This window comes from Tritonibacter mobilis F1926 (genome assembly GCF_000376545.2).
Taxonomy (GTDB): domain Bacteria; phylum Pseudomonadota; class Alphaproteobacteria; order Rhodobacterales; family Rhodobacteraceae; genus Epibacterium; species Epibacterium mobile.
The window spans coordinates 729,728-748,532 of record NZ_CP015230.1; the positions used below are offsets into that span (position 1 = coordinate 729,728).

Sequence of the window (18,805 nt, forward strand, 5' to 3'; positions counted from 1 at the left end):
AACATGGCAAATGCAAAAGGCAAGGTGACTCAGATCATCGGCGCCGTTGTGGACGTTCAGTTCGACGGCGAGCTGCCGGCGATTCTGAACTCCCTCACCACCGACAACAACGGCAAGAAGCTCGTTCTTGAGGTTGCTCAGCACCTCGGCGAGAACTCTGTCCGTACCATCGCGATGGACGCGACCGAAGGTCTCGTTCGTGGTCAGGAAGTCACCGACACCGGTGCGCCGATCACCATCCCGGTCGGTAACGCAACTCTGGGCCGCATCCTGAACGTTGTGGGTGAGCCCGTGGACGAAGGTGAGCCGATCGTCGCGAAAGAGACCCGCGCGATCCACCAGCCTGCGCCCGAGTTCAACGAACAATCCACCGAATCCGAAGTGCTGGAAACCGGCATCAAGGTGATCGACCTGCTCGCGCCTTATGCGAAGGGTGGTAAGATCGGTCTGTTCGGCGGTGCCGGCGTTGGTAAAACCGTTCTCATCATGGAACTGATCAACAACATCGCAAAAGTGCACTCGGGCTACTCCGTGTTCGCGGGTGTGGGTGAGCGGACTCGTGAAGGCAACGACCTTTACCACGAGATGATCGAATCCAACGTGATTAAGCCCGACAACCTCGAAGAGTCGCAGGTTGCTCTGGTTTACGGCCAGATGAACGAGCCTCCGGGTGCGCGTGCCCGCGTTGCTCTGACCGGTTTGACCCTCGCGGAGCAGTTCCGTGACCAGTCCGGCACCGACGTTCTGTTCTTCGTGGACAACATCTTCCGCTTCACGCAGGCTGGTTCCGAGGTGTCCGCACTTCTGGGCCGTATCCCCTCCGCTGTGGGCTACCAGCCGACGCTGGCGACCGACATGGGTGCGATGCAGGAGCGTATTACCTCCACCAAGAACGGCTCGATCACCTCGATCCAGGCTGTGTATGTTCCCGCGGACGACCTTACCGACCCGGCACCTGCAACAACCTTTGCCCACTTGGACGCGACCACCGTTCTCAACCGTGCGATCTCCGAGCTTGGCATCTACCCTGCTGTGGACCCGCTCGATTCCTCGTCGCGCCTGATGGACCCGCAGATCGTTGGCGAAGAGCACTACAAAGTGGCCTCCGACGTTCAGCAGATCCTCCAGCGCTACAAGTCGCTGCAGGACATCATCGCGATCCTCGGCATGGACGAACTCTCCGAAGAGGACAAGCTGACCGTTGCGCGTGCGCGTAAGATCCAGCGTTTCCTGTCGCAGCCGTTCGACGTTGCAAAGGTCTTCACCGGTTCCGACGGTGTGCAGGTTTCCCTCGAGGACACCATCGCGTCGTTCAAAGCCGTTGTGGCCGGCGAATACGATCACCTGCCCGAAGGCGCCTTCTACATGGTTGGCGGCATCGACGAAGTGATCGCAAAAGCCGAGAAAATGGCTGCTGACGCGGCCTAAGGAGGGCCCTGATGGCTGATACGATGCAATTCGATCTCGTGAGCCCGGAGCGGAGCCTTGCTTCGCTTCAGGCCCGCGCGGTCCAGATCCCCGGCTCCGAGGGTGACATGACGGCGATGCCCTTGCACGCGCCGACACTCACCACCCTGCGTCCGGGCATCCTGAAGGTGGAAGCACCGGAAGGCACCACGGAGTACCTCGTCACTGGCGGGTTTGCCCAGATCACTGCCGAGGGCCTGTCGGTTCTCGCAGAGCGGGCAATCCCCATGGATGAGATGACCCGCGCCCATCTGGACGAGCTCATCGAGGAAGCCCGCGCCATGTACAAGACCGCCAAGGATGATGAGTCCGCACACGGTCTGGTGGAAGACGCGGCCAAGCTGCTTGCAGATATGGAAGCGCTCGGGACCCACATGAGCCTCTGACATCACTGTCAGAACCTAAGAGACAAGAAACCGGCCTGCACCCTGCAGGCCGGTTTCTTTTTGGTAAGGGTTGGACGATACTTTCAATTTGTTGATTGTTTGAAGGTTGAGGTTCCAAATGCCTACAGTGCGTCTGTGGAGTTCCCGCACCGGCATCGCGCAGGGTGATGTGGAGGTGTTTTCAGAGTTCGACTCTGGCGGCACCATGTGGACGGGCGAGGGGGAGCGTGAACGCCGCCTGCATCTGCGCTTTGACGATGCCTTTGCCGCACCGCCTGCCGTGCAGGTGACAGCGTCGCTGATGGATATGGACCACACCGCCGCCTATCGCGCGGAATTGGTGGCCGAAGAGATCACCACAGAGGGCTTTGACATCGTTTTCCGCACCTGGTCCGACAGCCGGGTCGCCCGCGTCCGCGCCGCGTGGATGGCCATTGGCGATATGCCGTTTGAGGACGACTGGGTGGTGGACTAGGGGCGGCATCACGTCGTGCATGTGCCACGACTTGGATCAAGGCAGCGTTGGAGCTCGGTCAAACGCCCCCAGATGAGAATACCCCAGTGCTACTCGTAGGCGAGCACCAGTTTGCCGGAGGCGCTTTTTCGGATGAACAGTTCCACCAAAGCCAAGTTTATCGGGAAGCAGAGCATATGCGCCAGCGCGTATCCGCGTTCGGCTTCAACGCCGAGCAGAGCAAAAAACGCGACAAGTAGATAAACAGTGAGGATCGCCAGTAATACCGCGTAGCTTCTCAGCATCCACTGCCCGTGTTGCAGGTAGTGCTTCTTCCAGATGTGGTAAAAGGCAATCCCCACAAAGGAGATACCCAAAATGCCCCCAACGATATTGGAAATGATCGTGTTCGTGCCGCCAATCATCGGAAGCGAAAAGGAAATATAGGCCCCGAGCCCCAGACCAAGCGTCGCGGTAAACGCATAGAAATACCCGCTTGCCCGGTGCAGAAGGGGCGCTTTTTGTCGAACAACAGGAAGGAATTGGATGATCCCGGCTATCAGCGCCACCGATGCCGCAGTGATATGACCGACAACGGCAAATTCGCTTGATTGATAAAGCGGCTGTTGCCGCACAGAGAACTCATGCCAGAAGCTACTCTGCTGCCCGGAGAGATACTCCAGCATCGCATCTGTTTCAGCGAGGGCCAAAACGGATGCGGCACCACCGAATAGATATCGAAGCGAATAGAGCGCGATCATTAACGTGAGGGCGATACCAACATATAAAAAGACGTGTCTTGCGATTTTCAACATAACGGTCCTTGGTCGGCCATCCTGCACCTCCCCATCAGGGAAGGGACAATTGCGCCTGCTGAGTTTGTAATTGACCATGGTCATATTTAAATAAATGACCGAGGTCAATTAATGATTGCAAGTTCACTGTCGCGCGGGCCGCGCTCTCGATTGGCGTCGACCAGCCAATGACGTCCAAAACCGGTGTGCAAAAAATCTCATATTGCCTCTTGAGCTTCCAGTGACAGGAACCCCTACATGGAAGATAATAGGCAATAACGGAGTCGTTCCATGACCCAACCGATCACCGCCCGCCTCTCGATTGAGGGTATGACCTGCGCCGGATGCGTGGGCCGTGTTGACCGCACCCTGGCCGCGCTGCCGGGTCTTAGTGATGTCTCGGTGAACCTCGCCAACGAGACCGCGCAGATCACCGCCAACACCGCCGAGGCGTTGGAGCAAGCCGACAGCGCCCTGCGCGATCTGGGCAAACCGGCGCGCCATCAGATGGTGCAGTTGTCCATCGCGGGTATGACCTGCGGCGGCTGTGTGGGCCGGGTGGAGCGCGCCATCAAGGCGCTGCCCGGCGTGGTCTCGGCCAATGTGAACCTCGCCGCCGAGAGCGCGCAGGTGGAGATCCTGCAAGGGGTGGTGACGCCGTCGCAGGTGGCGGCAGCCAGCACCGAAGCGGGCTATCGCGCCCGCCCGGCAGAGGCGCGCGACAGCGAGGACCGCAGCGCCCGCAAGCACCGTGAGGCGCGCGATTTGCGTCGTCAGGTCTGGATCGCCGCCATGCTGACCCTGCCGGTGTTTCTGCTGGAAATGGGCGGCCACATGGTCCCGGCGGTACATCACTGGATCGCGCAGACCATCGGCATGCAGACCTCATGGGTGATCCAGGCCGTGCTGACCACGGCGGTGCTGTTCCTTCCCGGTCGGGCCTTTTTCACGCTGGGGCTGCCTGCCTTGCGCGCGGGCGCGCCGGATATGAACAGCCTTGTGGCGCTGGGGGCAGGGGCCGCGTGGGTCTACTCTCTGGTGGCGACTTTTGTCCCGTCTCTGCTGCCCGCCGATGTGCGCGCCGTCTATTTCGAGGCGGCAGCGATGATCGTGACCCTGATCCTGATTGGCCGTTGGCTGGAGGCCCGCGCCAAGGGCCGCACCGGGGCTGCCATTCAGGCGCTGGTGGGCTTGCAGGTCCGGCATGCGCGGCGACTGACCAAGGATGGTCAGCCCGAGGATGTGGATGTGGATGATCTTGCGCCCGGTGATCGCATCCTTGTGCGTCCCGGCGAACGCATCCCCACCGATGGCGAGGTGCTGGAGGGCAGCGCCCATGTGGATGAGAGCATGATTTCGGGCGAGCCGATCCCGGTGGAGAAAACCGCAGGCGCTGCAGTCACCGGCGGGACTGTAAACGGCGAGGGCAGTCTTACCGTTAGCGTGACCCGCACCGGTGCCGAGACCACGCTGGCGCAGATCATCCGCATGGTGGAGGACGCGCAGGGCGCCAAACTGCCGATCCAGAGCCTCGTGGATAAGGTCACCCTGCGCTTTGTGCCAGTGGTGATGGGGCTGGCGCTGCTGACGGTGGCGATCTGGCTGATGTTGGGACCCGAGCCCACATTGACCAACGCCCTGGTGGCCGGGGTGTCGGTACTGATCATCGCCTGTCCCTGCGCCATGGGGCTGGCAACGCCGACCTCGATCATGGTGGGCACGGGGCGCGCGGCAGAGCTTGGCGTGCTGTTTCGCAAGGGCGATGCGCTGCAATCCCTCAACGAGGTCGACATCATCGCCTTTGACAAGACCGGCACCCTGACCGAGGGCCGCCCATCACTGGTGGCGCTGCACCCGACCGCAGGCTTTGAGCGCGCCGAGGTGTTGGGCGCGGTGGCCGCGGTGGAGGCACGTTCTGAGCATCCCATCGCCCGTGCGCTGGTCACCGCCGCGCAGGACGAGGGCCTGACCCTCGCGGAGGTCAGCGATTTCCAGAGCCACACAGCGCGCGGTGTCACCGCCAATGTTACCGGGCGCGAGATCCATATCGGCAGCGCGCGGCTGATGTCCGAGGCCGGGATCAGCGTCGATGCGCTGGCGGCCGAGGCGCTCGAGCGCGCCAACCGGGGCGAAAGCGTGCTCTACACCGCCATCGACGGCCAGCTTGCGGCGTTGCTGGCGGTGGCAGACCCGGTCAAACCGACCAGTGCCGCGGCCATCAAAGCGCTGCGGGCGATGGGCAAGGATGTGGCGATGATCTCGGGCGATGCCCCGGCCACGGCAGAGGCCATCGCTCGCGATCTGGGCATCTCCCATGTGGTCGCAGGGGTCGCGCCCGAGGGCAAAGTGGCCGCGCTCAAGGATCTTGCGTCGCGCGGGCGCAAGCTGGGCTTTGTCGGGGATGGGATCAACGACGCACCGGCCTTGGCGCAGGCGGATGTGGGGATCGCCATTGGCACCGGCACCGATGTGGCGATTGAGGCAGGCGATGTGGTGCTGATGTCAGGTGATCTGGGAGGCGTGGTGACGGCGATCAATATCTCGCACAAGACGCTGGTGAACATCCGTCAGAACCTCGGCTGGGCCTTTGTTTATAACGCGGCACTGATCCCGCTGGCGGCGGGCGCGCTCTATCCCGCGTTCGGCATATTGCTCTCGCCAGTGTTTGCCGCCGGGGCGATGGCGCTGTCGTCGGTGTCGGTGCTGACCAACGCTCTGCGGCTGCGGCGGGCCTAGCGGTCCTGCGCTGTCACCGGCGGACAATGCCAGTCGCGAGTGGGGGAAATTCATTGAAATTTCCCCCTCCGCATGTACGCTCTCCATATTCGACATGTAATATGTGAGTTGGAGAGTTTTCTATGAAAGTCATTTCAGCGCTCGCGACCGCAGTGGTCGCCGCAACCAGCCTGCCGGGTATTGCGCGTGCCACGGACATGGCTGTCGTCGCCTCTGATGATTGCATTTTGACCATCGGGCGCGATGTAGACACAAGTCCCGGCTTTGCACTGCCAGTTAAATTCATCGACATAGATCGTGCGCCCCCCGCAACGGTGGACAAGAGCGCTCTTACGCCCATCGCAACGGCGCTTGCGGTGAAGCTTGTGGAGACGGCTTTTGAATCCGGTGTGAGCTATCTGAACAAGAAAGCGAACCCGGAACCGGAGACAGCGGAGCGGACCCTTGCGGTTGACCTGTTTCGGGTGGCGGAGGACATGAAAGTGCTCGCGCCAACAGATAAAGACCCAGCCAAGACAAAGACAGTCCGACCCGTGTTCTTGAATCCAGCGTTGAAGTGCCTGACGATTGTCACAGCATCTGCTCCGATCCGGACTGAGGCAGAGGTGATCAGCACTGCTGATCTGCTCCAAAAGATTGCCGATGATAAGGAAACGATTGATGAGTGGGATGACGACACTCTGGTCAACGGCTTAACTGACGACACGGTCAACTACCGCCTCGCCAAGGCCGGCATTGCGATGTTTGAGGGAGGCGCTTTGGGCGCGATCCTAGAGTTGCGGTTGGAGCTATCCGCCGATGGCAGCGCGTTTCGCTATGTGCCAGTCTATTTCGACGTGATGAATTTCGCGACCAAGGGCAAAGAAAAACGCGACATCGGTTTCACGATCAAACTCGCAAGCCTCGGCCAGACGGCAGAGAACAATATCGCATTGGCGAGTTTTCACGCCAATCAGCTCGCTTCGATCAACGGCAACGGTAACAACGCCGGTTTGAGCGCACAATCGAGTAAAGCCTTCGGCGGTTTTGGCCCGGCAACAGTTCAGGCGGTGCTAGGGCGGGGGGCATGGTCTAAGTTCGCGATGCCAGATGCGGCGCTGCCACGGAATATCGTGGAACTTTTGAATTTTAGCGCGTTGCCGACGCTGGAGAATATTCCTGAATTTGCGGATTTCGTCAGCGAAGCAAAACGCTTGCAGGGTGGTCCATTCACCTACAAACCGATGAATATTTCCGTTTCATTTGAAGAGAGCACCGAAGCCTCACAGATCGTCACCTTCCTGAATGACTTTGTAAAAGAAAATGATGCGCTCAAGGATCAGTTGAAACAGTCGACGATCAAGGCGCTAGGGCTGCAATCTGATGCGGCTGATCTGGCGGAGCTTACAGCTCTCAAGCAAAAAGAAATCGACGCGGCCAAGGCGTATCTTGCGGTTTTTGAGGCTGACCCCAATCACCTTCTGCCGGAAAAGGCAGACTGGTTCAAAAAGCAAGTGAAGGATCGCAAGGAGCAAATCGCAAAGATGGAGGCCGAGCTTGCTGCATTGAAATTTGGTGAAGACCCCTACGCGCCGACACAGGGGCTCGACAATCCTGAACCAGAAATCGAAGGGTAGGGCAGTTCTGCCGAAAGAGACTGCGGAAACTGGTCTGCGGGGCGTTCACATTGATCGCCGGGGCGGTGAGGCGATGCCTCCGCCGCCCCTATTTTGCCGCCAACACCGGAGCATGGCTGCGTTGATGGACCACCAGTGAGCCAAAGCCCGACAATACGATCAGTGCCAATCCGCAGAGCGAGATCACATCCGGCCAATCGCCAAAGACCACAACGCCCAGCACGGTTGCCGAAATCAGCTGACTGTAGACCAGTGGCGCAATGAGCGAGGCCTCGGCGGTTTTGCTGGCAACCACCAGAATGTAGTTCCCGACCGCCGACCCAAGCGCGCTGATGGTGAGCAGCGCCATGATCGGCCAGCTTAGCGCAGGCAGATTCGCGCTGATCCCGACAGGCGTCAGCAAAAGCGACCCGATCAGCAGTTGCGACATCAGCAACAGGCGCGGGCGGTAGCTGCCTGCAACGGTGCGCGTCACGGCCAGATAGGTCCCATAGCAGCACCCGGCGGCCAGCGCATAAAGCAGACCGAAACTCGCGCCGAAACCGGGTTTTACGACCAGCATCACACCGATGAACCCCAACCCCAGCAGCAAGCTGCGTTGGAGCGAAGGACGTTCGCCCAAAAACAGCACCGCAATGACATAAGACACGATGGGTCCGACGAAAAATGCGCCAAACACATTGGCGATCGGCTCTGTCTTGAGCGCGGTGAGAATGCAGGAGATGCCACCGGTGACCAATCCGGCGCGCAGCCAGACCCGCCAGTCACGGGCGATGTAGAGCTCGCTCAGACGCATTCCGCTGAGCGGCAGCAGAACCAAAGCCCCAAGCGCAAAGCGTGACCATGCCACCACCACCGGATCAACTCCGCGCGCCGTCAGCAGCTTTCCGGCGGTGTCGCCCATCACCACACAGGTAACGGCAGTGAATACAAGAGCGGCAAGGCGCAGCAGGTCGGTGGTTCTCATGAGGGCAACTTTATACAGGGGCGGATGAGAAGGGCCTATCAGGTGCTGCGGGCGCTTCAAAGCGCTCTCTGCGCAATGTTGTGGAGTGTGTGCGGAGTTGACGAGGCCGGCCCAAAGGCGCAGACACTCTCAGACCCAGTTGAGGCGCTTTGATAGCGGATCAGGAAGGTGTCCTGCGCATGAAGGCCAATCGGGTCTTCCGAGAGAATATCAGACTGGCCCGGCATGTGCGGCGGAGAGATGCCTCAATGCGGAGACAGCGTTGGCAGCAGGCTCGCACTAAGCTGACTGTCGGCTGTGCAGACAAAACTAACGTTCAAACATTTGCCACAAAGCGATGCCATAGCAACCTGAGACTAGCCAACCTACAGTGGGAATTTTTGTGAGCGATACACTTCGGCAGAGGGGAAACGTGAAAACGTTTCTATCCAATCATACGGGCGTTTATCGCTATCGTCCGTTGGCCAGCAAGTTTATGCTCGGGCTCGCCGTCTTAAGCCTTGCCGGTTTTTTTATCTCTGTTCGTGACTATTTCGCGGAGAGCGAAAGTTCGTCAATAGCCACAACAAAGATGTATGCAATGTTGCTATTTGGGCCATACCTTTCATGGTCTTCATTTGTTGTTGCGCGACGATTTAAAGAAGTGAGGATTGACGAGCGCGGCGTTAGCATTATGCCCTTCGGGGTGCATATTGAATCCCATGAAATCGAAGAAGTAAGGCAGAATGTGAATTATGCTGGTGCAGGAACAATCGAGCTGAAGCTGAATTCATACTATTGGATATTTTACCCAGTCGCATGGTCCTGGGGTCGAACTGTGACGATTAGTTTTAACGACCGCCTGCTAGCGCCAGTTGGAGACTCGGTCTAATCGAGTGTTTGGCCTCAATCCCGCCCTCAGCGCGCTCAACGAACAGCCGCACGAATCGCGGGTTGCATTTGAGGGCCGTCCACAAAAAAACACCCCACGACATCTCGCGGGGTGTTTTGATGAGATCTGAGGGACCTTAGCTCTGGCTGTTATAGAGCGACTCGTAGATCGGGATCAGGGTCTTATCCTCAAACAGCGAGGACACAGAAGTGCCGTGCCAGATGTTCAGGATCGCTTGGGTAAACAGCGGTGCGGTCGGCAGGATGCGGATGTTAGGTGCATTCAGAACCGCCTCGGAAGGCTGAATGGAATCGGTCAGGACCAGCGATTTCATCACCGAATTGGTCACGCGCTCCACGGCAGGGCCGGACATGACGCCGTGGCTGATGTAGGCGTGGACCTCTTTGGCTCCGTTATCCAGCAGGATTTGCGCGGCCTTGCAAAGCGTCCCGGCCGTGTCGCACATGTCGTCGACGATCAAGCAGATCTTGTCTTTTACATCGCCGATTACGGTCATCTCTGCGATTTCGCCAGCCTTCTCGCGGCGTTTGTCGACAATGGAGAGCGGCGCATTGATGCGTTTGGCCAGCTCGCGGGCGCGGGCCACGCCGCCCACATCGGGAGAGACCACCATCAGGTCGTCCATGCTGTCCTTGAACTGGGCCTTTACGTCCAGCGCGAAGATCGGGCTGGCATAGAGGTTGTCCACCGGAATGTCGAAAAAGCCCTGAATTTGCGCGGCGTGCAGATCGAGGGTCAGAACCCGCTCAATGCCTGCACCGGTCAGCATATTGGCGACCAGCTTTGCCGAGATCGGCGTGCGGGCCTTGGTGCGGCGATCCTGACGGGCATAGCCGAAGTATGGAATAACCGCTGTAATGCGCTGAGCCGAGGAGCGGCGCAGCGCATCGGCGATGATCAGCAGCTCCATCAGATTGTCGTTGGCCGGGTTCGACGTCGGCTGGATGATGAACATATCCTCGCCGCGCACGTTCTCGTAGACTTCGACAAAGATCTCACCGTCGTTAAAGCGCTCAACACGGGCGCTGACGAGTTCTTGGTCGACGCCGCGATGCATGCTCATGCGGCGCGAGATTGATTTGGCAAGCGGAAGATTGGCGTTCCCAGCGATGAGCTTGGGTTCGTTCAAGGTCGGCATTGGCTGATTATCCCCAGGCAGCAATGTGACAGATTCGTGATATTGAACCCCGCTTAACACGCACATAGTCTCGGGCCTAGTTCTAAGCACGAGGAATTCTCGCCATGTCCGCCTCCGCCCCCTCAATCGACTACTATTTTTCCACACTGTCGCCTTTCAGCTACCTTGCCGGGCAACGTCTGGAAGAAATTGCCGCCCGCCATGGCGCGGCGGTGACCTATAAGCCGTTTGACATTATGGCGCTGTTTGCGCGCACCGGGGGCACACCGCCCAAGGACCGTCACCCGGCGCGGCAAGACTACCGGCTGATCGAGATTGAGCGTCAGTCCAAACGCACCGGTCTGCCGCTTCATCTGAAGCCTGCGCATTGGCCCACCAATGCGGCGCCCTCTTCCTATGCGATCATTGCCGCGCAAAAGGCCGGTGGCGGTGATCTTGGGGCATTGGTGCATGCCACGTTGCGTGCGATCTGGTCCGAGGAGCGCGATATCGCACAGGATGATGTGGTGAAATCTCTGTTGCAGAGCGCCGGTTTCGACCCCGCGCTGGCGGATAGCGGTTTGCTGACCGGCGCGGAGATCTATGCGCAAAACCTCGAGGATGCGGTGAACGCAGGCGTCTTTGGCGCGCCTTTCTACGTGACCGCAGACGGGGCGAAATTCTGGGGGCAGGACCGGCTGGAGGATCTCGACTGGCATCTTGGGGGGCAGGGCGCGTGAGTCTGGATATGACCTCCCTGCCGCAAGAGGTATACCATCGCAGCTTTGGCAAGGGCGCGCGCGCGGTTCTGGCAGTGCATTGCTCGCTGGCGCATTCGGGCGCGTGGCGGGGGCTGGTGGCGGCGCTGGGCGAAGATCAGGTGAGGTTCGAGGCCTTTGACATGCTCTCGCATGGCAAGAGCCCTGATTGGGATGGGCAGGGGCTTTTGCAACAGCGCAATGCCGAGGCCGGGTTGCTCCTTCTGGAGGCGGAGGCCGCGCGCGCGGGTGGTCCTGTGGATTTGGTCGGGCATTCTTTTGGTGCCACGGTGGCGCTGGCGATGGCCGAGATGCGCCCGGATCTGGTGCGCAGCCTTGTGATGATCGAGCCGGTTCTGTTTGCCGCGGCCCAAGCGCAAAACCCCGAGGCACTGGTTCAGATGCGGGCCGATCATCAGGCGGTGCGCGCCCCTTATGAGGCGGGTGATGTGGACCATGCCACGCGGCTTTTTAACCGTGCGTGGGGCACGGGCTATCCCAAATGGCCGGACCTGCCGGAGCGCGCCCGCGCGGCGATGGTGCGGTCTTTTCCGGCGGTGATGGAGTGTGACAGTCAGGTCTATGATGACGCGGTGGGGCTGCTGGCACCGGGCGCGCTGGAAGCGCTGCCGATGCCGGTGCTGGTGATGCAGGGCGGCGCGACCCAGCCGATCATGTCTGCGGTGACTAAGGCGCTGTCGGCGCGGATGCCGGAGGCGCAGGTCGCGGTCATCGAGGGCGCCGGCCATATGGTGCCAGTGACCCACCCCGAGGCTGTGGCCGAGGTGATCGGAACTTTCTGGCCCGAGGGATAAGCCTCTGCTGATCGGCTTTTGCGCCGGTCAGCCCCTTAGACGGGTTCCTCGATAATGTAGTCTTCCCAGTCCTCCAGCGGCGTGTCGAATTCCGACACCGTCATGCCGCGCACCGAGACCCCGGCGCGATGCACGCTGTCCGGATCGCCCGTCACCAGCGGGTGCCAATCGGGCAGCGAGTTGCCCTCCCACAGACGGCGATAGGCGCAGGTCTGCGGCATCCAATAGGCGTGGGTATCAAGGTTTTCGGGCTTCAGCACGATGCATTCGGGAATGAAACTGTGCCGCGTCTCGTAATGGGCGCATTGGCAAGACTGGTCGTCCAGCAGGCGGCAGGCCACGCGCGTCAGCGCCACCTCGCCGGTGTCTTCGTCTTCCAGCTTGTTGAGGCAGCATTTGCCGCAGCCGTCACACAGCGCTTCCCATTCGCGCGGCGAGAGTTTCTTGAGCGGTTTCTTTTCCCAGAACTTCGGCGCAAGCCCGTCCCGGTCGATCTGATTGGTCATGTCGGCCCTCTCAGAGCGTTTTGAGGATGGCGCGGGCCTGATCGCAATCGGCCTGCATCTGGGCGATGAAGGGCTCCAGCCCGTCAAAAGTCATCTCCGGGCGCAGATAGTCCACCAGCCCGACGGACAGATGCACGCCATAAAGATTGCCCTTGAAATCAAAGAGATAGGTCTCGATGTTGGGCTGCTCGCCGTCAAACATCGGCCGCACCCCAACGGAGGCGGCACCGTGGTAGCTGCCCTTATGGGGGCCGTCGAGCACATCCACCAGAACCGCATAGACGCCAAAAGCAGGCGGGTGCAGCCCGTCGATGGACTGGTTCGCGGTGGGAAAGCCAAGCTCGCGGCCGCGCTGCTCGCCGCCGATCACCTCGCCCTCGATGCGGTGCCAATGGCCCAGCATGGCGGCGGCGTCGCGCGGACGGCCTTCGCTCAGGGCGGTGCGGATCGCGGTGGAAGAAACCGTGTGTTTGGAATATTCCATCAAAGGCGCGATGGTGACGCCAAAGCCCATCTCCTGCCCGAAGCGCTGGAGATCCTCGACGGTGCCCGCGCGGCCCTTGCCAAAGCAGAAATCAGCACCCACCACCACATGTCGAAGCCCAAGCCCCTCGGCGATGACCTTGCGGGCAAACTCCTCAGGCGTCAGCGACGAGAGCGCGTGGTTGAAATTCAGCTGATAGAGCTTTTCAACGCCGATCTTTTCCAGCCGATGCGCGCGGGCTTCTGCCGACATCAGGCGAAAGGGCGGGGCATTGGGGGCAAAGAACTCGCGCGGATGCGGCTCAAAGGTCATGACACCCAGGGGCGCTTCTGGTGCGGCTTGCCGCGCCAGATCAATGACCGAGCGATGGCCGCGGTGAACGCCATCGAAATTGCCGATCGCGACGGTGGCCCCGCGATCCTGGTCGTCAACAAATTGATAATCACGGATGATGCGCATGGCGTTTCCCTAGCTCTGAGTGGGGGATGGCGCAAGGGTGCTGTGCCCGAGTGACGTTCAGTGAGGGGGATGATGTGGAATTTAGGTATTTGTAAAAAGATGAAGCCCCGCGCGAGATGCGTCTGCGATCATGCATAAGAGCGGTCTTTGTAGGGAACAGTTTCCAGTCGGGCGATCAGATTGTTCAACAGCTTTTCCTCGGCACGGTTGCGCACGGTGTCGGGGTTCCAGACCAGATAGACATCGACCTCTGGCAGATCCTCGAACGGGGGCACCTGCCACAGCAGCCCGTCGCGCAGGTCGCGGGCCACCACATGTTTGGGCAAGGGGCCGATACCAAGGCCTGCCATGATCATGCGCCGCACCTCTTCCAGATTTTCCGATACGCCTGTTACCTGCGTTGCAAGTGCGGCGCGGGCGCGCAGGAGGGTCACGTCCTGCAACGCGTCTTGCAGGCGATCATTGTCAAACACCACCGCAGCGTGACCTTTGAGATCATCAAGCGTCAGGTCGCTGCGACCAAACAGCGGATGGCGCGGGCCGCAAAACAGCGCAAATGTCTCGCGGTAAACGGGGATATAGCGCAGGTTGGGGTCCGGTTCGCGCACTAGGGCGAGGGCAAAGCTCACCCGCTTTGCCGCTACCGCAGCGATGGCATCGCCGCTGGTGATGACGTCGATGGCGAGGCTTGCCTTTGGGTGCTCGGCATAAAAATCGCCAATGACCGAATCAAACAGCGGGCAGAGCACATGGCTGGCCACGGCAATGCGCACATGGCCGCTGATTTCGGGGGCGACGGTGCGCATCAGGGTGGCGAGCCGCAGGATGGAGCCGTTGATGTTTACCGCCTCGCGATAGAGGAGCTCCCCCGCTTCGGTGAGCGCGAAATGTCCCGGCGAACGGTCGATCAGGCGCTGGCCCAGCTGGTCTTCCAGTTTTTTCAGGGCGACCGAAACCGTGGGCTGTTTTAGCCGCAATTGCTCTGCCGCCTCGGTCACAGAACCGCTCTCAGCGAGCACCACAAAGGTGCGCAACAGGTTCCAGTTCATCTCACGGGTGAGGCGTTCGGGGTCGATGTGGTGCGGGGCCGGTTGGGTTTGTGACATTCTTTTAAAAACAAATCCTTATGGCGACTTTTGTGGGTCGGATTATGGCGCCAAATCACCGCGCCACACGCTTGCATTATTAAAATCTATGTTGAGATAATCAATTATCTATTTGATCTATTCCAGATCCCTCCGCAGATTTCGCTGAAATACAACGCAGCGCAGCTACCCTCGGCAGAAGCGGTAAGAGCCGACAGAGGGGGCATTTGGTCAATGCGCTGCAACGACAACAGGGAACGGAGTTTTTCTCATGCGTAAGTCACTATGGACCACCGCCGCCACGGCGGTTGCTTTCACCCTGTCGCTGGGCGCGGCGGAGGCGGCCGATATGCGGCTCAAACTCGCGGGTGTTGTCCCGGTTGAACACTTCGGCAATGACATCCTGAAACAGATCGAAGCCGATATCGAAGGCGCCGATGTGGGCCTCTCGGTGACGCTGTTTGAGGCCGGGCAGCTTGGTTCTGGCGAAGAGCTGTTCGAGGACGCCGCGCGCGGCAATGTCGATCTGGTGCATTCCGTGATCTATGCCCACCGCGACCCGGTGCTGGAGATCAACTCCTTACCCTATCTGGTGTCGAGCTTTGACGAGATGGAGAATATCTACCTCAACAAGGACAGCGCCTTTAACGCAATCTTTGCCGAGCGGCTTGAAGGACTGGGGCTGAAACTTCTCGCCAATGCGCCCGAAGGGTTTATCGGTGTGGTGGCCGAAACCCTGCCCGAAAACGCAACCACCGTGGGCGACAAGGGCGTCAACATCCGTGTCTGGTCCAGTCAGGTGATCAAGAACACCGTGGAGGCCATGGGCTTTAACGCCACCACAATGAACTGGGGCGAGGTCTTCCCGGCGATCCAGTCCGGCGTCGTGGATGGTGCGATCTGCTGCACCGCGCAACTGGCCTATAGCGCCTTTGCGACCTCGGATGTGGGCAAGTATTTCATCCCCTATGGCGCGGTGGTCGAGAACACCACCTATTACGCCTCCATGGAGACATGGGAGGAGATGAACGACGAACAGCGCGCCGCTGTGCAGGCTGCGTTTGATAAGGCCGCGCAGAGCTATTTTGCCGAGGCCAAGGCCAATGAAGCGGGCTATATCGATAAGCTCAAGGAAACCGGCTACGAGGTGGTCGAGGTCTCTGACGCCGAGCGCAGCGCCATTGCCGAGACCGTGCGCAAGGACGTCTGGCCCGGCATTGCAGAGATCGTCGGTCAGGATGTGATCGACCGCCTGATGGCCCCCAGCAACTGATCCCAATGATCTGACAGCGCGCAGGCCCCGGCATCCGGGGCCTGTCCTTGATCTCCAGACGGTGACTACATCATGAAAGACCTGAGCCGGGATTTGCCGCCCGGGCTGGCCAAGCTGGTCCGCATCCTGTTGCGGCTGCAAACGATCTACGTGTGCTTTGGCTGTATCGCCATGGCGCTGACCTTCTTCCTCGTGGTGGTGTTCCGATATGGTTTTAACGCCGATCTGTTCGCCTATGAGGAATGGTTGCTGATCATCTGTTTCTGGCTCTATTTCATCGCTGCCGCCATTGGCACATGGGAGGGGGCGCATGTGAACGCCGATCTCTTGGATTTTGTGATCATTGATCCTGTCAAACGGCGTGCGCGGGCGATCCTGATCACCGGGATCGAGCTTTTGGTGACCTTGGTGCTGTTTTACTGGGCCACGGTGATGATGATCGAAGAGATCGGGGATTATCCCCGCTATCAAACCACGATTGCCCTGCAAATTCCGTTCTTTGTGCCGCGTGCGGCGATCTTTGTCGGCTTTGGCCTGATGGGGTTCTACAGCGCGCTGCGGCTTTTTGTTTTCCTGAAACTTCCGGCGGCGCGCTTTGCCGTGCCCGCCGATAGCGACCCTGCCGCAGGAGCCTGAAGCTATGATTATCCTCGGCAGTCTTTTGATCCTATGTGTGTTGCTTTTGATCGGTGTGAGCGTGCCTCTGGCCTTTGGGGGCGTGCTGGTCTTTATCGGTGTGTTTGGCGGCCATGATGTGACCGGGTTCATGCCCACCGGCCATTGGAAGATGAACTCCATCGTCCTGCTTGCGATCCCGCTGTTCATCCTGGCCGGTGCCATCATGGAGCGGGGGCGGATTGCAGCGCCGCTGGTCTCCGTTGCGGAGCTTTTGGTGGGACGTCTTCACGGTGGGCTGAGTGCGGCGGCGGTCTTTGCCAGCGGCATCTTCGGGTCGATCTCCGGCTCGGCAGCGGCAACGCTCACTTGCATCGGGTCGATCATGATGCCGCATCTGAAGGCGGCAAACTACCCGCGTGGCCCGGCAGCGGCGCTGATTGTGGCGGCCTGTCCGTTGGGGCTGCTGATCCCGCCATCCTCGTCGCAGATCCTATACGCTTGGGTCGCGCAGCAATCGGTGCTCAAATGTTTCCTGTCGACGGTGGTGCCGGGGCTGATCCTCATTACGCTTTTGTGCATCGTGAACTATGTGCTGATGCGCAAGGCGGATCTGAAACTGCTGGAACGCCCCGCAAGCTACCCGCAGGAATTTGTGCGGCGCGGGGGGCGCGCCTTCCCGGCACTGTTGATGCCGATCATCATTCTAGGCGGTATCTACGGCGGCATCATGACCCCGACCGAGGCCGCAGGCGTGGCGGTAATCTATGCCATTCCCGTCGGCCTGTTCATCTATCGTGGCCTCACGCCCCATAACATCTGGCCGACCCTGCGCTATGCGGGCACCACGATTGGCGTGGTGATGCTGATGGTCTTTGTGGTGGTGATCGTCAGCCGGTTCCTGGTGTTCGAAGACATCCCCGGCATGGCCAAGGATCTGATCTTCTCGATCTCGGACAACCCGATCGTGATCCTGCTGATGGTCAATCTGGTGATGATCCTCATCGGCATGCTGATGGATGATATCTCGGGGCTTTTGCTGTCGGCGCCGCTCTTGTTGCCCATCGTGCAGAGTGCCGGCATGGACCCGGTGCATTTTGCCGCCGTCCTTGGCGTCAATCTCGGCATGGCCAATATCACGCCGCCCACGGCACCGCTGTTGTATCTGGGCGCGAAGGTTACCGACACGCCAGTCAGCGAGATGTTGAAGCCCACCTTCATTATGATCGCATTTGCATGGTTGCCGACGCTGCTGATCACCACCTTTGTGCCGCAAGTGGCGCTGTGGTTGCCCAATTTTGTCTTTGGCTGAGGCCTGAGGAGACCGACATGAAAGCGATCTATGATCCCCGCCAGCGCGCCCATAATCCCAGCCAGTTCATGGCCTATGGGGTGATGAAGCCAAACCCGGAACAACCCGAACGCACCGAGATCCTGCGCTCGGGCGCGGAAGCGGCGGGCTGTGCATTTGCCGCCCCAGATGACGCAGGCCTTGGCCCCATCGCTGCACTGCATTCGCCGGAATACCTGACGTTTCTACAAACGATCCATGCCCGCTGGTCCGAGATTGAGGGCGCAGGTCCGGAGGTGATTTCCCACATCAAGCCCGGTGATCGCCGCGACAGCTATCCGCGTTCTGCGCTGGGGCAGGCGGGCTATCATCAGGCTGATACCTCCTGTCCGATCAATGCCGCGACATGGGGCTCTGCCTATTGGTCTGCGCAGACCGCGATCACCGCCGCCGATCTGGTCGCGAATGGCGAACACGCGGCCTACGCGCTGTGCCGCCCGCCGGGGCATCATGCCTTTGGCGATATGGCGGGGGGCTTTTGTTTTCTCAACAACTCCGGCATTGCCGCGCAGCTCTTGCGAGATCGGGGCCTCAGACCGGCAATTTTGGATGTGGACGTGCATCACGGTAATGGCACGCAAGGGCTGTTTTATGATCGCGACGATGTGCTCACACTCTCGATCCATGCTGATCCGGCGGATTTTTACCCGTTCTTCTGGGGCCATAGTTCTGAACGCGGCGAGGGCCGGGGGCGGGGCTATAACCTCAACCTGCCGTTGCCGCGTGGCACCGATGATGCGCCGTTCCTGGCAGCGCTTCAAACCTGCCTTGAGCGGGTGCATGCCTTTGGCGCGGATGTGCTGGTCATTGCGCTGGGCCTTGATGCCTCAGAAGATGATCCGTTTCAGGGCTTTCAGGTCACTGGCGACGGGTTTTCGCGCGTCGGTGAGGCGATTGCCCGTGCAGGACTTCCGACGCTTTTTGTGCAAGAGGGCGGTTACATTTCCGACAGTCTCGGCCATAACCTCACCCGTGTGCTTGGCGGATTTACCTCCGCTGCGCGCTGATGCATTTCCTTTCAATCCTCAAA

General features: G+C 59.9%; 18 protein-coding genes. 12 read left to right on the plus strand and 6 right to left on the minus strand.

Annotation, left to right across the window (positions count from 1 at the left end):
- The first annotated feature begins 3 nt into the window (after positions 1-3).
- The 3 genes from atpD (at position 4) to K529_RS03460 (ending at position 2,328) form a co-directional block, all read left to right on the plus strand.
- Positions 4-1,428: a F0F1 ATP synthase subunit beta gene (gene atpD / locus K529_RS03450; protein WP_005620552.1), complete on the plus strand. Its 1,425-nt coding sequence runs from the start codon at positions 4-6 to the stop codon at positions 1,426-1,428.
- 11 nt (positions 1,429-1,439) lie between these two features.
- Positions 1,440-1,853 carry a F0F1 ATP synthase subunit epsilon gene (locus K529_RS03455; protein ID WP_005620550.1) on the plus strand — a complete coding sequence of 138 codons (414 nt, stop codon included), beginning with the start codon at positions 1,440-1,442 and terminating at the stop codon, positions 1,851-1,853.
- A 118-nt stretch (positions 1,854-1,971) separates the two neighbouring features.
- On the plus strand, positions 1,972-2,328 hold the full coding sequence (locus tag K529_RS03460) for an H-type lectin domain-containing protein (protein WP_005620548.1): 357 nt from the start codon (positions 1,972-1,974) through the stop codon (positions 2,326-2,328).
- 89 nt (positions 2,329-2,417) lie between these two features.
- On the opposite strand, the gene K529_RS03465 is transcribed toward K529_RS03460, so the two are convergent.
- Positions 2,418-3,122: a DUF2306 domain-containing protein gene (locus tag K529_RS03465; protein WP_005620545.1), complete on the minus strand. Its 705-nt coding sequence runs from the start codon at positions 3,120-3,122 to the stop codon at positions 2,418-2,420.
- Positions 3,123-3,392: 270 nt separating this feature from the next.
- Here K529_RS03465 and K529_RS03470 point away from each other — a divergent pair, with 270 nt between their 5' ends.
- The gene (locus K529_RS03470) at positions 3,393-5,837 is read left to right on the plus strand and encodes a heavy metal translocating P-type ATPase (protein WP_046002441.1); all 2,445 of its coding nucleotides are present in this window, start codon (positions 3,393-3,395) and stop codon (positions 5,835-5,837) included.
- A gap of 122 nt (positions 5,838-5,959) precedes the next feature.
- Positions 5,960-7,453: a hypothetical protein gene (locus K529_RS03475; RefSeq protein ID WP_005642537.1), complete on the plus strand. Its 1,494-nt coding sequence runs from the start codon at positions 5,960-5,962 to the stop codon at positions 7,451-7,453.
- 88 nt (positions 7,454-7,541) lie between these two features.
- Here the strand turns inward: K529_RS03475 and K529_RS03480 are convergent, their stop codons facing one another.
- Positions 7,542-8,420, minus strand: a complete 879-nt coding sequence (locus K529_RS03480) for a DMT family transporter (protein WP_005642535.1) — start codon at positions 8,418-8,420, stop codon at positions 7,542-7,544.
- A gap of 382 nt (positions 8,421-8,802) precedes the next feature.
- Between K529_RS03480 and K529_RS03485 the strand changes: the two genes are divergently transcribed.
- Positions 8,803-9,291 (plus strand): hypothetical protein, encoded by a 489-nt coding sequence (locus tag K529_RS03485; RefSeq protein ID WP_131664989.1) that lies wholly within the window; start codon positions 8,803-8,805, stop codon positions 9,289-9,291.
- Positions 9,292-9,427: 136 nt separating this feature from the next.
- Here K529_RS03485 and K529_RS03490 read toward each other — a convergent pair whose 3' ends face one another.
- Positions 9,428-10,450 carry a ribose-phosphate pyrophosphokinase gene (locus tag K529_RS03490; RefSeq protein ID WP_005642531.1) on the minus strand — a complete coding sequence of 341 codons (1,023 nt, stop codon included), beginning with the start codon at positions 10,448-10,450 and terminating at the stop codon, positions 9,428-9,430.
- A gap of 104 nt (positions 10,451-10,554) precedes the next feature.
- Between K529_RS03490 and K529_RS03495 the strand changes: the two genes are divergently transcribed.
- Positions 10,555-11,169 (plus strand): 2-hydroxychromene-2-carboxylate isomerase, encoded by a 615-nt coding sequence (locus K529_RS03495; protein ID WP_005642529.1) that lies wholly within the window; start codon positions 10,555-10,557, stop codon positions 11,167-11,169.
- 8 nt (positions 11,170-11,177) lie between these two features.
- The gene (locus K529_RS03500) at positions 11,178-12,002 is read left to right on the plus strand and encodes an alpha/beta fold hydrolase (protein ID WP_046002442.1); all 825 of its coding nucleotides are present in this window, start codon (positions 11,178-11,180) and stop codon (positions 12,000-12,002) included.
- A gap of 35 nt (positions 12,003-12,037) precedes the next feature.
- Here the strand turns inward: K529_RS03500 and K529_RS03505 are convergent, their stop codons facing one another.
- From K529_RS03505 to K529_RS03515, 3 genes are all read right to left on the minus strand, one after another.
- The gene (locus tag K529_RS03505) at positions 12,038-12,508 is read right to left on the minus strand and encodes a YcgN family cysteine cluster protein (RefSeq protein ID WP_005685598.1); all 471 of its coding nucleotides are present in this window, start codon (positions 12,506-12,508) and stop codon (positions 12,038-12,040) included.
- A 10-nt stretch (positions 12,509-12,518) separates the two neighbouring features.
- On the minus strand, positions 12,519-13,451 hold the full coding sequence (locus K529_RS03510; protein WP_046002443.1) for a bifunctional riboflavin kinase/FAD synthetase: 933 nt from the start codon (positions 13,449-13,451) through the stop codon (positions 12,519-12,521).
- Positions 13,452-13,579: 128 nt separating this feature from the next.
- On the minus strand, positions 13,580-14,557 hold the full coding sequence (locus K529_RS03515) for a LysR family transcriptional regulator (RefSeq protein WP_005642441.1): 978 nt from the start codon (positions 14,555-14,557) through the stop codon (positions 13,580-13,582).
- Positions 14,558-14,807: 250 nt separating this feature from the next.
- Between K529_RS03515 and dctP the strand changes: the two genes are divergently transcribed.
- The 4 genes from dctP (at position 14,808) to K529_RS03535 (ending at position 18,782) form a co-directional block, all read left to right on the plus strand.
- Positions 14,808-15,809, plus strand: a complete 1,002-nt coding sequence (dctP, locus tag K529_RS03520; RefSeq protein ID WP_005642439.1) for a TRAP transporter substrate-binding protein DctP — start codon at positions 14,808-14,810, stop codon at positions 15,807-15,809.
- 72 nt (positions 15,810-15,881) lie between these two features.
- Positions 15,882-16,445 (plus strand): TRAP transporter small permease, encoded by a 564-nt coding sequence (locus tag K529_RS03525; RefSeq protein WP_005642437.1) that lies wholly within the window; start codon positions 15,882-15,884, stop codon positions 16,443-16,445.
- 4 nt (positions 16,446-16,449) lie between these two features.
- On the plus strand, positions 16,450-17,736 hold the full coding sequence (locus tag K529_RS03530) for a TRAP transporter large permease (protein WP_005642436.1): 1,287 nt from the start codon (positions 16,450-16,452) through the stop codon (positions 17,734-17,736).
- Positions 17,737-17,753: 17 nt separating this feature from the next.
- Positions 17,754-18,782 carry a histone deacetylase family protein gene (locus K529_RS03535; RefSeq protein WP_005642434.1) on the plus strand — a complete coding sequence of 343 codons (1,029 nt, stop codon included), beginning with the start codon at positions 17,754-17,756 and terminating at the stop codon, positions 18,780-18,782.
- The last annotated feature ends 23 nt before the right edge of the window (positions 18,783-18,805 follow it).